The sequence below is a fragment of the Brevundimonas sp. GW821-FHT09G01 genome (assembly GCF_059416065.1).
The window spans coordinates 26375-39881 of sequence record NZ_JBWKOL010000010.1 but is presented as its reverse complement, the minus strand read 5'-3'; the positions used below and the strand labels follow the sequence as shown (position 1 = coordinate 39881).

At 70.1% G+C, this 13507-nt stretch carries 12 protein-coding genes; 6 read left to right on the top strand and 6 right to left on the bottom strand.

The features are described from left to right. The first annotated feature begins 125 nt into the window (after window positions 1-125). On the top strand, window positions 126-947 hold the full coding sequence (locus AC07NB_RS15930; protein ID WP_291836169.1) for an ABC transporter permease: 822 nt from the start codon (window positions 126-128) through the stop codon (window positions 945-947). Window positions 948-1058: 111 nt separating this feature from the next. On the opposite strand, the gene AC07NB_RS15925 is transcribed toward AC07NB_RS15930, so the two are convergent. Next, window positions 1059-2468, bottom strand: coding sequence for an alpha/beta hydrolase (locus AC07NB_RS15925; protein ID WP_494572201.1), 1410 nt, complete (start codon window positions 2466-2468; stop codon window positions 1059-1061). Window positions 2469-2680: 212 nt separating this feature from the next. Between AC07NB_RS15925 and AC07NB_RS15920 the strand changes: the two genes are divergently transcribed. After that, window positions 2681-3853 (top strand): aspartate aminotransferase family protein, encoded by a 1173-nt coding sequence (locus AC07NB_RS15920; RefSeq protein WP_494572229.1) that lies wholly within the window; start codon window positions 2681-2683, stop codon window positions 3851-3853. 25 nt (window positions 3854-3878) lie between these two features. Then, window positions 3879-4793 carry an ornithine carbamoyltransferase gene (gene argF, locus AC07NB_RS15915; protein ID WP_494572200.1) on the top strand — a complete coding sequence of 305 codons (915 nt, stop codon included), beginning with the start codon at window positions 3879-3881 and terminating at the stop codon, window positions 4791-4793. 66 nt (window positions 4794-4859) lie between these two features. On the opposite strand, the gene AC07NB_RS15910 is transcribed toward argF, so the two are convergent. Together AC07NB_RS15910 and AC07NB_RS15905 are read right to left on the bottom strand one after the other, a co-directional pair. Continuing rightward, window positions 4860-5369 carry a pyridoxamine 5'-phosphate oxidase family protein gene (locus tag AC07NB_RS15910; protein WP_291836177.1) on the bottom strand — a complete coding sequence of 170 codons (510 nt, stop codon included), beginning with the start codon at window positions 5367-5369 and terminating at the stop codon, window positions 4860-4862. A gap of 64 nt (window positions 5370-5433) precedes the next feature. Beyond that, the gene (locus AC07NB_RS15905; RefSeq protein ID WP_291836180.1) at window positions 5434-5634 is read right to left on the bottom strand and encodes a hypothetical protein; all 201 of its coding nucleotides are present in this window, start codon (window positions 5632-5634) and stop codon (window positions 5434-5436) included. A gap of 225 nt (window positions 5635-5859) precedes the next feature. Here AC07NB_RS15905 and AC07NB_RS15900 point away from each other — a divergent pair, with 225 nt between their 5' ends. The 3 genes from AC07NB_RS15900 to AC07NB_RS15890 all read left to right on the top strand — a co-directional run bounded on the left by AC07NB_RS15900 (window position 5860) and on the right by AC07NB_RS15890 (window position 10566). After that, a complete protein-coding gene (locus AC07NB_RS15900; RefSeq protein ID WP_494572199.1) occupies window positions 5860-8706 on the top strand; it encodes a tetratricopeptide repeat protein in 2847 nt (948 codons plus the stop codon). Between the two features lie 116 nt (window positions 8707-8822). Continuing rightward, window positions 8823-9746 (top strand): sulfite exporter TauE/SafE family protein, encoded by a 924-nt coding sequence (locus AC07NB_RS15895; RefSeq protein ID WP_492311709.1) that lies wholly within the window; start codon window positions 8823-8825, stop codon window positions 9744-9746. A 10-nt stretch (window positions 9747-9756) separates the two neighbouring features. Next, window positions 9757-10566, top strand: a complete 810-nt coding sequence (locus AC07NB_RS15890) for a TIGR02186 family protein (RefSeq protein ID WP_291836186.1) — start codon at window positions 9757-9759, stop codon at window positions 10564-10566. Here the strand turns inward: AC07NB_RS15890 and hisC are convergent. From hisC to AC07NB_RS15875, 3 genes are read right to left on the bottom strand one after another with little or no spacing between them, the layout of a single operon-like run. Continuing rightward, a complete protein-coding gene (gene hisC, locus AC07NB_RS15885; protein ID WP_494572198.1) occupies window positions 10563-11654 on the bottom strand; it encodes a histidinol-phosphate transaminase in 1092 nt (363 codons plus the stop codon). The two genes, AC07NB_RS15890 and hisC, sit on opposite strands and share 4 nt — an antisense overlap. Before the next feature lie 8 nt (window positions 11655-11662). Beyond that, window positions 11663-12346 (bottom strand): hypothetical protein, encoded by a 684-nt coding sequence (locus tag AC07NB_RS15880; protein WP_492311707.1) that lies wholly within the window; start codon window positions 12344-12346, stop codon window positions 11663-11665. Continuing rightward, window positions 12346-13395 carry a DUF2125 domain-containing protein gene (locus AC07NB_RS15875; protein ID WP_492311706.1) on the bottom strand — a complete coding sequence of 350 codons (1050 nt, stop codon included), beginning with the start codon at window positions 13393-13395 and terminating at the stop codon, window positions 12346-12348. The genes AC07NB_RS15880 and AC07NB_RS15875 overlap by 1 nt, the downstream gene beginning before the upstream one ends. Window positions 13396-13507 lie beyond the last annotated feature (112 nt).

Genomic DNA, 13507 nt, shown 5'->3' with positions numbered 1-13507 from the left:
AGTAGGGGCGTCTGACCGTGAGGCGCCGCGGCAGGCCCTCAGACATCCACTAATCACTCGCCACTCATCACTTCCCATCCGCGCTGCCCCTTGCGCAGCTGCGCTTCCCGCCGCATCTGCGCCCCATGACCGATCTCGCCTCCACGCGCCCGCCCGGGCTCCCGCAGCCGCGCCGCTACAACGGCGTCAACTGGGAAGGGGTGAAGACCCTGTATCTCAAGGAGGTTCGTCGCTTCTGGAAGGTCGGAGCCCAGACCGTGGCCGCGCCTGTGGTCACGACCCTGCTCTACATGCTGGTCTTCGTGGTGGCGCTGAAGGGATCGCGCCCGCCGATCGACGGCACGCCCTTCGCCGAGTTCGTCGCCCCCGGCCTGATCATGATGGCGATCCTGAACAACGCCTTCGCCAACGCCTCGTCCAGCCTGATCCAGGCCAAGATCATGGGCACGGCGACCGACTTCCTGACCCCGCCGCTCAGCCCGCTGGAGCTGACCATCGGCTTCTCGCTGGGCGCCGCGACGCGCGGCATCGCCGTGGGCCTGGTGACCGCCATCTGCGTGCTGCCGTTCGCGAAGCTGGGCGTCACCAACCTCTTCGCCATCCTGTGGTTCGGCCTGACCGCTTCTCTGCTGATGGGCATGCTGGGCGTCTTCGCCGGCCTGTGGGCCGAGAAATTCGATCAGCTGGCGGCGGTCCAGAACTTCCTGATCATGCCGATGACCTTCCTGTCCGGCACCTTCTACCTGGTCGACAACCTGCCCGAGCCGTTCGCCACCATCAGCCACTGGAACCCGATCTTCTACATGATCGACGGCTTCCGCTTCGGCTTCATCGGCCACGCCGAGGGCAACCTCTGGATCGGGGTCGCGATGAGCGCGGTGCTGACCCTGATCATGTCGTACGCCTGCTGGCGCGTGTTCAAGTCGGGCTGGCGTCTGAAGAGCTGAGCCCTGGACCATTTTTGCTTCAGGTCGGATCGACCTGAATCCAAAAAATGGTCCAGCACTGGAGCGAAATCTGAGCCGAGTTGGACTGCGTCCAAGTCAACCGATTTCGCTCTAGGGCGCGGCGGCGCTCAGGCTGAAATCCGCGCCGCGCATCCGGTTGGCGCAGACCACGTCCGGCGCCGCGTCCGGATCACGGAAGAAGGCGACCGCCATCATGCCGCCGCAGCGGTTGAAGCTGGCGCCGTGGCTCAGGCCGGGCATCGACACGAAGGTCGCCTTGGGCATCTGCGCCAACAGCCGTCGGCCCCAGTCCGGCGGGGTGCTTGGATCGAACTCACCGGCGAAGATCAGTGTCGGGATGTCGGACGTCACCGGCGTATTCTCGATCGCTTCGGCCGGCGCGACGTTCCAGGCCCGGCACATGGCGACCGAGGCGGCGCGGGAATCGGCGCCGCCCAGCCCCCGGTCGGCGGCGACCTGGGCCTCGATCCGCTCGGGCGCCTCGAACGGCGCCTCTTCCGAGCACCAGACCGACAGCCGCAGGCCCCAGGTGAAGCCGGAGGGGCCCTGGGCGCGGGCGATCCATCCGGCCAGTTCTTCCGGCCGCCCGTCGGCGGCTGACCCGACCGCGCGGGGGATCAGGGGGATCAGACGGGGATCCTGCAACGCCAGACCCACGCCCGTCACCGCATCGATCTCGCCGCGCGCGACAAGGGCGCGGAAATCCTCGCGGGCGTCGGGCCAGGCGGCGCTGCAGGCGGGATCGACCGCGCAGTTGTCGAAGACCGCGTTCAGGCTGCGCCAGGTATTGGCCGTCGCGGCCTCGTCGTAGCCGACTTCGGGCGGCAGGACGGAGTCCAGCACCATGGCGCGGACCGAGCTCGGATGCCGCCGCGCGACCGTCAGCGCCAGCCGTGTGCCGTAGGACAGGGCGTAGAGGTTGACCCTGTCGTAGCCCTGGGCGACCCGCAGGGCCTCGATGTCGTCCGCGGCCTCCGCCGAATTGTAGCCGTTCAGGTCGGCGCCGCCCGCGACCAGCGTCGCCCGGCAGGCCGTGGCCGCCGCCGTCAGCCGGGTGTCGGCCTCTACGCCGCGGAGACGTTCGGCGGTGATCACGCCCTTCAGCGCATTGATCTCCGGGCACTCCAGCGCGGGTTGGGCCAGCTTGGCCCCGCGAGGCTCCAGAACCACCTGGTCGCGCAGTTCCAGGAAGGGATTGCTCCGCCCCGACCGCTGGCCCGAGAACGCGCTGTTGCCGGGCCCGCCGGTGAGGAAGATCACCGGATCGTTGGCGGGCGTCTCGGCGCGGCTGCGGAAGATCAGAACGGGCAGGCGGATCATCCGGCTGTCGGCACGCCCGCGGTTCTCGGGCACGACCAGCACGCCGCAGTCGATGCGCTCGTCGGGCGCCACCTCGACCGCGCAGGGGCCGGGCTCGAAGCGCGGCGTCGCCGTCTGGGCATGGGCGACGGCCGGGATGGCGGCGAGGGCCAGTCCGAGGGCGATCAGTTCCGTTTTCAAGGTGGTCGTCTCCGCTCCAGCCGGCGCTACCGTTTCCGCCCGGAGGCCCGGCGGCAACTTAAGGATCGGTAAGGCGCGGCGCGGCTCCGCGTGGTGTTGACTAACCCCGGCGCGCGTCCGACAAGGCCAGACCCTTTTTACCGGCTCCGTCGCGCCTCGCGACGGGGCCGTATCGCTTTTGGAGGTCCAGTCCCGTGTCCCAAGAACATCTGATGGGTGTCTACAACCGTGCGCCGCTGGAAGTGGAGCGTGGTCTGGGCGCGCGTCTGTGGTCCACGGACGGCACGGAATACCTGGACTGCGTCGCCGGCATCTCGACCAACGGCCTGGGCCACGCCCACCCCAAGCTGGTCGCCGCCGTGACCGAACAGGCCGGCAAGCTGTGGCACGTCTCCAACATCTTCCGCATCCCGGGCCAGGAGGCCCTGGCCGATGACCTGTGCGCCAAGTCTTTCGCCGACGTGGTCTTCTTCACCAACTCGGGCACCGAGGCGGTCGAGTGCGCGCTGAAGACGGCGCGCAAGCACCACGTCGCCAACGGCGCCCCTGAGCGGATCGACATCTACGGCTTCGACGGCTCGTTCCACGGCCGCACCTACGGCGCGATCAACGCTGCCGCCAACCCGTCCTACACCGAAGGCTTCGGCCCGAAGATGGAGGGCTTCCACCAGCTGGTGTGGGGCGACAAGGACGCGCTGAAGGCGGCGTTCGAGAATCCGACCACGGCCGCGATCATCCTGGAGCCGGTGCAGGGCGAGGGCGGTTGCCGTTCGACCCCGGACGAGGACCTGCGCTGGATGCGCGAGATGGCCGACGCCAACGGCGTGCTGATCATCTTCGACGAGGTCCAGTGCGGCATGGGCCGCACCGGCAAGCTGTGGGCCCACGAATGGGCCGGCATGACCCCGGACATCATGGCCATCGCCAAGGCCCTGGGCGGCGGCTTCCCCATAGGCGCGTGCCTGGCCACCGCCGACGCGGCCAAGGGCATGACGGTGGGCGTGCACGGCTCGACCTTCGGCGGCAACCCGCTGGCCATGGCCGTCGGCCAGGCGGCTTTCGGCGAACTGTCCAAGCCCGAGACCCTGGCCCACGTCAACGAGATCGCCGGCTATCTGAAGCAGCAGCTGCACGGCCTGAAGGAGCGCTTCCCGGACATCATCGTCGATGTGCGCGGCAGGGGTCTGCTGATCGGCGTCAAGCTGGTCCCCAACAACCGCGAATTCATGGGTTGGGCACGCGACGAGCAGCGTCTGCTGGTCGCCGGCGGCGGCGACAACTGCGTGCGCATCCTGCCGCCGCTGGTGCTGACCCTCGAAGAGGCCCGCGAGGCCGTCGAACGCTTCGAGAAGACCTGCGAGTTCGCGCGGACCAAGCTGGCCTGAGGCCCTGACAGATCTGGAGGGGCCGATGGTCCGTCACTTCCTCGACATCTATCGGCTTGAAGCCGACGAACTGCGCGCCATCCTGGATGACGCCCACGCCCGCAAACAGGCGCGCAAGGGCTGGCCGCAGGGCCGCGTCGACGCCGACGCGCCGGCCAGGGACCGCGTCCTGGCCATGGTGTTCGAGAAGAACTCGACCCGCACCCGCTTCAGCTTCGACGCCGCCATCCGCCAGCTGGGCGGCTCCGGCATCATCGCCAACGCCGGCGACATGCAGCTGGGCCGCGGCGAACCGGTCGAGGACACGGCCAAGGTGCTGTCGCGCATGGTCGACGCGGTGATGATCCGCGCCAACAGCCATGAGGACGTGGAGCGGTTCGCCCGCGTCGCGACCGTGCCGGTGATCAACGGCCTGACCGACCGCTCGCACCCCTGCCAGATCCTGGCCGACCTGCTGACCATCGAGGAGCACCTCGGGCCGGTGGCGGGCAAGACGATCGCCTGGGTCGGCGACGGCAACAACGTCTGCCACAGCTTCATGCATGCGGTGCCGAAGTTCGGCTTCCGCCTGCAGGTGGCCTGTCCGGCCGAGTACCATCCGGACCTGCACGACCTCGCCCGCGGCGGCGACAACGTCCTGCTGACCTCGGATCCGCGCGAGGCCGTCGCCGGCGCTGACGTGGTGGTCACCGACACCTGGGTGTCGATGGGCGATCAGGATTACGAGGCCCGTCTGGAAGCCTTCGACGGCTACGGCGTCGACGACGCCCTGATGAGCCTGGCCCAACCGGACGCGGTCTTCCTGCACTGCCTTCCCGCCCACCGCGGGGAAGAGGTGACGGACTCGGTCATCGACGGTCCCAAGTCGCTGGTCTGGGACGAGGCCGAGAACCGCATCCACGCCCAGAAGGCCGTTCTGGCCTGGTGTTTCGCGCAATAGGGTCGAGGGCTGAGGGTCGAGGGGCGAGATAATCTTCCCTCGACCCTCGACCCCCGAATCTCATGCCTATTGCAGGTTCACGTCCGCCACGCCGCCCGCGTCGGGAAGGGTCTTGGTGATGTTGGCCTTGGCGACCTCGTAGGCGAATTTGAAGAAGCCGCCCTCGTTGACCCAGACCCGGCCGTCGTCGGCGTCGAAGCGCAGGAGGGTCAGATGCGGATCGTCCTTGCCCTGCGGATACCAGGCCGCCAGCACCGGGTTCCAGTAGCGGTTGATGATCTCGCGGTCCTGGCCGTGCACCGACAGTTCACCGTGGATGCAGGCCCAGACGTTCTGGTCCTTGGAGCCATAGTGGAACATCGCGCTCTGTCCGCCCGGGAGGCCCGCGTCCTTGGCCAGATCGGTGTCGTCGCGGGTGAAGAACCAGATCGTGCCGGTCTCCTCCTCGCGGAAGGCGGTCATCGGCTGGGCGTGATAGCCTGGCTGGTCCAGGCCCAGCAGACCGGTGTTGGACTTCTTCAGGCTGTCCCAGAAATGCTGTTCGGCCTGGTCGGCGGTGAGGGTCTTGTCGCTCATGCGGGTCTCTCCTGATCTCGGGGTTCGGATCAGGAAGGCGCATGGGTGGGGCGAGGTTCCCGGCTCAGTACGTCCGCTGCGGCACGCCCAGCAGGGCCCCGATGTGGATCAGCAGGACGAAGGTCGCTGCGCCGCCCATCACCATGATGAATCGCCACGGCGCCATCCGCACGCTCTGGGTCGGATCCCACGGACGCGCCCCTCGCCAGCCGGCGAAGACGGTGATCGCCAGGGTGACGGCGGTCAGGGCCAGGGTGGAGGTCATGTCCATCCGCGCCACGTGGACCGCCGGACGCGCCCGCGCAAGGGTTTGAGTCCTTGCCGGGAGGTTAATCTTCATCGTCCGTTAACCACGTTGACGCCATCTATCCGGTGGGTGTGCGGGCTTTCCACAGGAAGATGGCGGAACCCCTACATCTTGGGGTTAACCACACGTTTACACCCCTGATCTGGCGCACTAGCGTCCAGCCAAAGGTCGGGAGTCGAATCAGTGAGCGCAGCCGCGCCGTGGAGCGTGAAGGGGATAGACCCCAAGGCTCGCGAGATCGCCAAGGACCTCGCGCGCCGCTCCGGCATGACGCTCGGCGAGTGGCTGAATTCGATGATCATGGAGGATGGTGACGAGGACGAGGGCTACACGCCCCTGCCGCGCCGTCCCCACGCCGCCGAAATCTTCGACCGTCGCGGCCGCAGCCGCCGGCTGGACGACGCCTATGCGGGTGATGATGTCGGTCATCGCCTCAGCGCCTCGGTCGACGCCATCGCCGCCCGCCTCGAAGCCGCCGAGCGCCGCTCGACCGTTGCGATCCAGGGCGTCGACCAGGCCGTCGCCGGTCTGGTGCGCCGTCTCGAGGCCTCCGATCAGGACGGCCGCCAGTACGGCCGGCGCATCGACGATATCTCCGAGGAGCTGCGCGAGGGCCACCGTCGCCTGCGCAAGTTCGAACAGGAAGTCGGTCCCAAGACCGCCGAGACCTTCGGCAAGATCGAGACCGGCATCGGCGCGCTCGCGGGCCGCCTGTACGACATCGAGGAACGCCAGCGCTCCGGCGTCAACGAGCTGCGCCAGCGCATGGACGCGGTCGAGAAGCTGGCCGGTCCCGGCGCCGGTTCGGACCTGCTGGCCCAGGTCGGCGCCCGGCTGGACCAGGCCCAAGCCCGCACGACCGAGGCCCTGCGCGGTCTCGAACGTTCCTTCGCCCATCTGGACCAGCGGCTGCGCGCCGCCGAGAGCCGGGTCGAGCCCGAGGGCGTCCGCGAGGCCGCCCGCTTCGAGAAGCTGGCCGAGACCCTGAGCCGTCAGGTCGAGTCCAACCGCACCGAGATGATGCGCCGCCTCGACACCGCCGAGGCCGACAACCGCATGGACCGCATCGAGCGGGCCGTGATGGCGCTGGGCGAACAGCTCAAGACCTCCGAGACCCGTTCCGCCGGCGCGGTCGAGGCCATGGGCCGCGAGGTCCTGCGCATTGCCGAGAACCTGAACGGCCGCGTGGCCAAGATCGAACACGGCGCTGACGCCCGCTTCGAGAAGCTGGGCGAGACCCTGAGCCGCAAGGTCGAGGGCGACATGGGCCGTCTGGCCCAGGGTCTGGAACAACGCCTCACCGCCGCCGACGACCGTCACGCCCTGGCGCTGGAGAAGCTGGGCGGCGAGATCACCCGCATCTCGGACCGCCTGAGCGAACGCATCGCCCAGTCCGAGCGCCGGTCGCAGCAGGCGCTGGAAGACATCAGCCGCCGCCTTGCCGACAGCTCCAGCAAGATCGAGCAGAGCTACGACCGCGCCTCCGGCGAACTGGCCGAGCGCATGCGACTGTCGGAAGAGCGCACCGCCGCCCTCATCGCCGAGGCCCGCGAAAACATCGAGCGCCGCGCCGAGGCGCCGAAGCCCGCTCCGGTCGTCGCCCCGGCCGCCGACGCCCAGCCCGACTGGCGCGCCGCCGCCTTCCCGGACGCGGCCTTCCCCGACGCCCCCTTCCAGGGCCAGACCTTCGAGGATCCGGACCCGGTCTATGCCGAGCAGCAGGCCTGGTCGGCTGAGCTGGCGCCGCCCGAGCCCGAACCGGCCCGCGAGGCCTTCGCACCGGCGGCGCCGGACCTGCACGACGACGCCGAGGTCCTGACCGCCGACTCCGTCTTCGACGCGGTCATGCGCGGCCCGCGCACGGCGCCGGAACCGGTCTCGGCGCCGTTCGGCAGCCGCGAGGCGGTCGCCGCCCCCTTCACCGGTTCGCTCACGGAAGAGCTGGACGCCGCGCCGCACACGCCGGTCTTCGCCCCGCCGCCGGCCGCGGCCTCGGCGCCCTTCGGCCATAGCTTCGGCGGCGCCGACGTGTCCGACGCCCTGGCCGCCACGGCGCCCGATGGCTTCGACGCCGGCCCGGACGACTTCGCCGGCGAGACCGACTTCGTCGATCCGCGCGCCCTGCGCGCCGCGGCGGCGCAAGGCCGCGCCGCCAACTCGACCCGTCAGGCCATCGACGCGGCCCGCGCCGCCATGGCCGAGTCCGACACGCCGGCCCCGACCCGTTCGGGCTTCGGCCTGAAGCGCGGCGGCAAGTCGCGCCTGCAGGAGCGACTGGACAAACAGGCCTCGAAAGAGGGCGGCACGGTCCGCAAGGCGCTGGGCGCCTCCGCCGTCGCCGTGGTCCTGACCGCCACCGGCGCCGTGGCCTTCAGCGAGCTTACCGACGCCGGCATCCGCATTCCGGGCCTGTCCATTTCCGACCCCGCCTCCGCAGGGGGCCCGCCGGTCGCGGCGCTCGCCACCGTGGTCGAGGCCTCGCCCGCCGACCTGACCCGCGCCGCCGATCTCTACCAGCAGGCGATCATCCAGCTGGACAGCGACAATCTCCAGGGCGTGGATCTGCTCAAACAGGCCGCCGGGCTCGGCTACGCCCCGGCCCAGCTGCAGCTGGCGGGCCTGTACCAGGACGGCGGCAAGGGCGTGACGGTCGATCCGGCCCAGGCCCGCAACTGGATGAAGCGCGCCGCCCAGGCCGGCGACCCGCGCGGCATGCACGCCTACGGCATGTACCTGTTCCAGGGCGTCGGCGGAGCGGTGAACACCACCGAGGCCATGACGTGGCTGACCAAGGCGGCCGAACAGGGCCTGGTCGACAGCCAGTACAACATCGCCAAGCTGTACGAGACCGGCGAGGGCGGTGTCCGCATGGACCCGCTCGCGGCCTTCAAATGGTATCTGATCGCCTCGCGCGCCGGGGACGGCGACGCCCAGACGGCGGTCGATCGTTTGCGGGCCACGCTGTCGGTCGCGGACCGCGGCAAGGCCCGGGCCGAGGCCGATCGCTTCACGGTCGAACCGGTCGCCTGACGCGATCAGCTAACCTTTCGGGCGCATCGGGTTGCACCTTCGGCCCGGGGCGTTCAGGACAGTTCCACCGTCGCCTTTCGGGCGTTTGACCTCAGTTCCAGCCGAAGGCGCGTCCTTTGGATATCTATCTGCCGATCGCCGAGGTTTCGGTGAACTGGCCGCTCCTGGTTCTGCTGGGGGCGACGGTCGGATTCGTGTCCGGGCTGTTTGGCATCGGCGGCGGCTTCCTCATGGCCCCGATCCTGATCTTCCTCGGCATCCCGCCGTCGGTCGCGGTCGCCAGCCAGGCCAGCCACGTCGTCGCCTCGTCGACCTCCGGCGTCATCAACTACACCTCGCGCAAGCTGGTCGATTACAAGATCGGCGCGATCATGGCCCTGGGCGGGGTCGTGGGCGCCCTGCTGGGCGTCGAGCTGTTCCGCTACCTGCGCCTGCTGGGTCAGGCCGATCTGGCTGTCGCCCTGTCCTATCTGCTGTTCCTCGGGGCCATCGGCGCCCTGATGCTCTACGAGAGCCTCGGCCAAATCCTGCGCCGGGTGCGGGGCGAGGTCGCGCCGCACAAGGAGCGCCGCCGCCCGCTGTGGCTTTACGGCCTGCCCCTGCGCATGCGCTTCCCTCGCTCGGGCCTCTACATCAGCGTCATTCCCCCCATCGGGCTGGGCGTCTTCGTCGGCATGATGTCGGCCATCATGGGCGTCGGCGGCGGCTTCATCCTGGTGCCGGCCATGCTCTACGTTCTGCGCATGCGGGCCCAGGTGGTGGTCGGCACCAGCCTGTTCCAGATCATCATCACCACGGCCATGACCACGGTCCTGCAGGCGGGCCGGAACCAGACGGTCGACATCGTCCTGTCGACCATCCTCCTGCTCGGCGGGGTCGTCGGGGCCCAGTACGGCGCCCGCCTGTCGGGCCGGTTCCGCGCCGAGGAGCTGCGCGCCCTGCTGGCCATCATCGTCCTTCTGGTCGGCATCTACATGGGGCTGGAGCTGTTCGTGCGGCCCAGCGACCTGTTCAGCTTCGCCCCCGGGATCGCCGAATGAGGATCGCGGAATGATCCAGGCCCTGCCGCCTCCCCCTCCGGCCATAGAGGCCCCCGCGCCCGAGCGATCGGTCGCGACGACGGATCAGGTTCGCGTCGCCGCCGCCATGACCGACGCCCGTGTCATGGTCGACTCCAGCTTCCGCGGCGCCTCCATCGTCCTGTATGGGGCGGTCTTCAATCCGACCGCCCGGCCCGCCGACGTGGTGGTCGTGGTGCGCGGCCCGGACGGCCCTGTCCGCCTGGTCAAGAAGACCCGCAACATGGGCGTCTGGCTGAACAGCCGCCCGGTCCTGTTCGAGGGCGCGCCCGGCTTCTACATGACCGCCTCGACCCGGCCGCTCGGCGATATCGCCGACTTCGGCCAGCTGCGCCGGCTGGGCGTCGGCGTGGACCACCTGCGCATCGCCGCGCCGGAGGAAAGCCGCACCGTCACCCGCTACGGCGTGCGCGATGTGGTCGTCAGCCGCCTGGGCGAGGACTATCTCGACTACCGCCGCGCGGTGATCCGCCTGCGCGAGGCGGCGGCGCTCTACAACAGCGACCCCAAGGGGGTGCAGTTCGTCGACAAGGGCCTGTTCCGCGCCGAGGTCGATCTCCCCGCCGTCGCCCCCACGGGCCAGTATTTCGCCGAGGTCTGGCTGTTCCAGGACGGCGAGCCGGTCTCGGTCTCGAACCTGACCCTGACGGTCGAGAAGGTCGGCATCGAGCGCGACATCTTCGAGTTCGCCCAGCGCCGCCCATGGAGCTACGGCGTCCTCTGCGTCCTGCTGGCCATGTTCACCGGCTGGGCGGCGAGCCGCATCTTCAGGCGGAACTAGCCTGCCGCGAACTCGCTCAGGGCGTCCAGCACGGCGCGGTTCTGGTCTTCCGTGCCGACCGTGATGCGCAGGCAGTCGGGCAGGCCGTAGCCGCCGACCGGGCGGACGATGATGCCCTTGCTGTTCAGGTAGTCATTGGCGGCGGCGGCGGTGCGCGCCGGGTCCGGGAAGCGGACCAGCACGAAATTGCCGACCGAGGGGAAGACGTCGAAGCCGAAGCCCTTGATCGCCTGCGTCAGGCGCGGGCGCCAGGTCTCGACCAGCTCGCGCGACGCCTTCTGGTGAGCCTCGTCGCCCAGAGCCGCGACGGCCGCCTCGATCCCCGGGATCGAGACGTTGAACGGCAGGCGGATGCGGTCGACCGCCTCGGCCACCTTCAGCGGCGCATAGCCGAAGCCGATGCGAAGGCCGCCCAGGCCGTGGATCTTGGAGAAGGTGCGGGTGACCACGATGTTGTCGGCGTCGCGGGCCAGCGGGAAGCTGGTCTCCCAGTCGGGGGCGCTGACGAACTCGGCATAGGCCTCGTCGATGACCAGCAGGACGTGCGGCGGCAGGGCGGCGTGGAGACGGCGGGTCTCCTCGGCGGTGTTGTAGCTGCCGGTCGGGTTCGACGGGCTGGAGATGTAGACGATCTTGGTCCGCTCATCGACCTGCTCGAGGATGGCCTCGACCTCGGCCTTGAAGCCAGGCTCAGGGGCCAGCTTGACCGAGGCCTGGTTGGCCAGGGCGGAGATGCGGTAGGCGAGGAAGCCGTACTGGCCGGTGACGATGTTGTCGCCGGCGGTCAGATAGGTCTGGTTCAGCAGGGCGAAGACCTCGTCCGAGCCGTTGCCGAAGATCAGGCGTTCGCCTTCCAGCCCGTGATGGGCGGCCACGGCGTCGCGCAGCTTGCCGGCCCGGCCGTCGGGGTAGATGTGAATGTTGGCGACCGCCGCATGATAGGCCTCGCGCGCCTTCTCGCCCGCGCCCAGCGCGTTCTCGTTGGACGACAGCTTCATCGGCTCGGCCACGCCCTCGATCTTCGACTTGCCGCCGACATAGGGGGCGATGTCGAGGATGCCGGGCTTGGGCTGGATGGCGTCGGTCATGCGAGCTCTCAGAACAGGGGGGCGGCGCCGATGACGCCGGACAGGGTTCCGGGCGCGCCGTTCAGCCGCCCGTCCTCCGCCTGCACATAGCCCGCCAGCACGAACAGCTTCAAGCCGCCCGCCTCGATCAGCGGCGTCGCGGCCAGTCCGGCGTCGGACAGGGCGTCGAGGATCCGGCTGTTCGGCAGGCCGCTGTCCGTGGCCCAGAAGGTTCGGTCATGGCCGGTCGGGCCGGGCTGGGTCTGCTGCACCAGCAGGGAGCGGGGCAGGCCGGCGCCGTGGTCGGGCAGGGCGGCGACGATGCGCAGCGACGGCTCGGCCAGCAGACGTCCGAACCAGGCGTTCGAGGGCGTCAGGTCCATCAGCGCCCGCGCGCCCTCCCGCACCGCCTTGAGCGCCGCCTCGGGCTTGGCCGCCATCCGCGCCGACAGGCCGTAGCGGTCGGCCGCCAGCACCTGCGACGCCGGGCCCCAGACGACCAGGGGCGCGCCGGCGGCGGCGTCCAGCCGGCCCAGGACGGAGCGGGCGGCCGCGATCTCGGGCGCGCTCAGGCCCTTGAGCGCTTCCCGGATGGCGATGGCGTCGGCGTCCACGGTGGGGCGGGACCCGGCCGCTAGCCGCGCGCGGACCGCCTGGGTCAGCGCCCGGTCCAGCGCCAGCCGCGCCGCGTCCTCCGGCGGTTCGACCAGCATCAGAACAGCCGCGGCGCCGGAGCCAGGGCGAACGGCCCCAGCCAGGTGCGGCCGTCGCGGAACGACAGCGTCAGATCGACCGGGCGGTCGCCGTTGACGGCGGTCGCCGCCGCCGCGCCCACGGCGCCGGCGCGGTTGACCGCGCCCGACTGGGCCGAGGCCATGCCCGACATCATCGGGCCGGGCCGTTCTGCGGTCAGGGCGATCTGGCCGGTCAGCCGTCCGTTGGGGTCCGCCGACAGGGCGTCGCTGGACAGCCGCGCCCGGCTTTCGCCCGCCGTCAGCTCGCCACGCAGGGCGGTGAACCGTCCGCCGGCCCGGGTCCAGTTGGAGAAGATCCCCGCCGCGTTCGGCCCCTTCAGGCGACTGGCCTGCTGCACCGTGCCCTCCAGCGCCAGGGTCAGCCGGCCCTCGCGGGTGGCTCCCTCGACCGGACCGCCGCGACGGCCGCGGGCGTCGACCAGGTTGAACAGCACGTCCATCTCGTCGGTGGTCGCCTTGCCGTCGGTCAGGTGCGGCCGGGTCTCCAGCTGGATGTGCTCAGCCGAGGCGATGGGGAAGGGATCGGCCCCCGGATGGGCGGTGAAGACCGCGCGCACCAGCTCGACCCGCAGGTCGGGGAAGCGGTCACGCAGATGGCTGACACTCATGCGCAGGGCGTCGCCGCGCACCGCGACCTTGCCCTTGTCGGCGCGGGTCAGGGTCAGGCCCTCCGGGGCGATGATGACCCAGCGGTCCGGATTCCACGCATTGGCCTCGGCCACGATCTCCGGCGCCGCGACGCCGTGGCCCGACGGGGCCAGGATGTCGGCATGGGGGATCTCCACCCGCGCCCGGAACGGCCAGCCGGTGGTCGTCACCTCGGCGTGCCTGATGGTCCAGCCGTCCTGCTGCAGGGCCGCGACCTGGGCCTCCAGCCGCGTCTCGATCTGTTGCACCAGATAGAACCACCAGCCGGTCCACACCGCCAGGATCACCCCGGCGATCAGGAGGGGGCCGATGACGCCGCGGCGAGGGTGGCGGTAGGGTTGGTCGCTGGCGGCTGTCATTCAGGATCCGAAAAACACAGTGCGAAGAGTGCGAACAGGACGGAACGTACGAAGCCGCCCCCGGCGCCCATACGATGAAAAAGCGAGTGCGAAGAGTGCAATTCGCAGGCCG

Bases quoted from the DNA above. Each gene is read 5' to 3' on its own strand.
- AC07NB_RS15930 (WP_291836169.1), top strand. From the start codon at position 126: ATGACCGATCTCGCCTCCACGCGCCCGCCCGGGCTCCCGCAGCCGCGC.
- AC07NB_RS15920 (WP_494572229.1), top strand. From the start codon at position 2,681: ATGGGTGTCTACAACCGTGCGCCGCTGGAAGTGGAGCGTGGTCTGGGC.
- argF (WP_494572200.1), top strand. From the start codon at position 3,879: ATGGTCCGTCACTTCCTCGACATCTATCGGCTTGAAGCCGACGAACTG.
- AC07NB_RS15910 (WP_291836177.1), bottom strand. From the start codon at position 5,369: ATGAGCGACAAGACCCTCACCGCCGACCAGGCCGAACAGCATTTCTGG.
- AC07NB_RS15905 (WP_291836180.1), bottom strand. From the start codon at position 5,634: ATGACCTCCACCCTGGCCCTGACCGCCGTCACCCTGGCGATCACCGTC.
- AC07NB_RS15890 (WP_291836186.1), top strand. From the start codon at position 9,757: ATGATCCAGGCCCTGCCGCCTCCCCCTCCGGCCATAGAGGCCCCCGCG.
- hisC (WP_494572198.1), bottom strand. From the start codon at position 11,654: ATGACCGACGCCATCCAGCCCAAGCCCGGCATCCTCGACATCGCCCCC.
- AC07NB_RS15880 (WP_492311707.1), bottom strand. From the start codon at position 12,346: ATGCTGGTCGAACCGCCGGAGGACGCGGCGCGGCTGGCGCTGGACCGG.
- AC07NB_RS15875 (WP_492311706.1), bottom strand. From the start codon at position 13,395: ATGACAGCCGCCAGCGACCAACCCTACCGCCACCCTCGCCGCGGCGTC.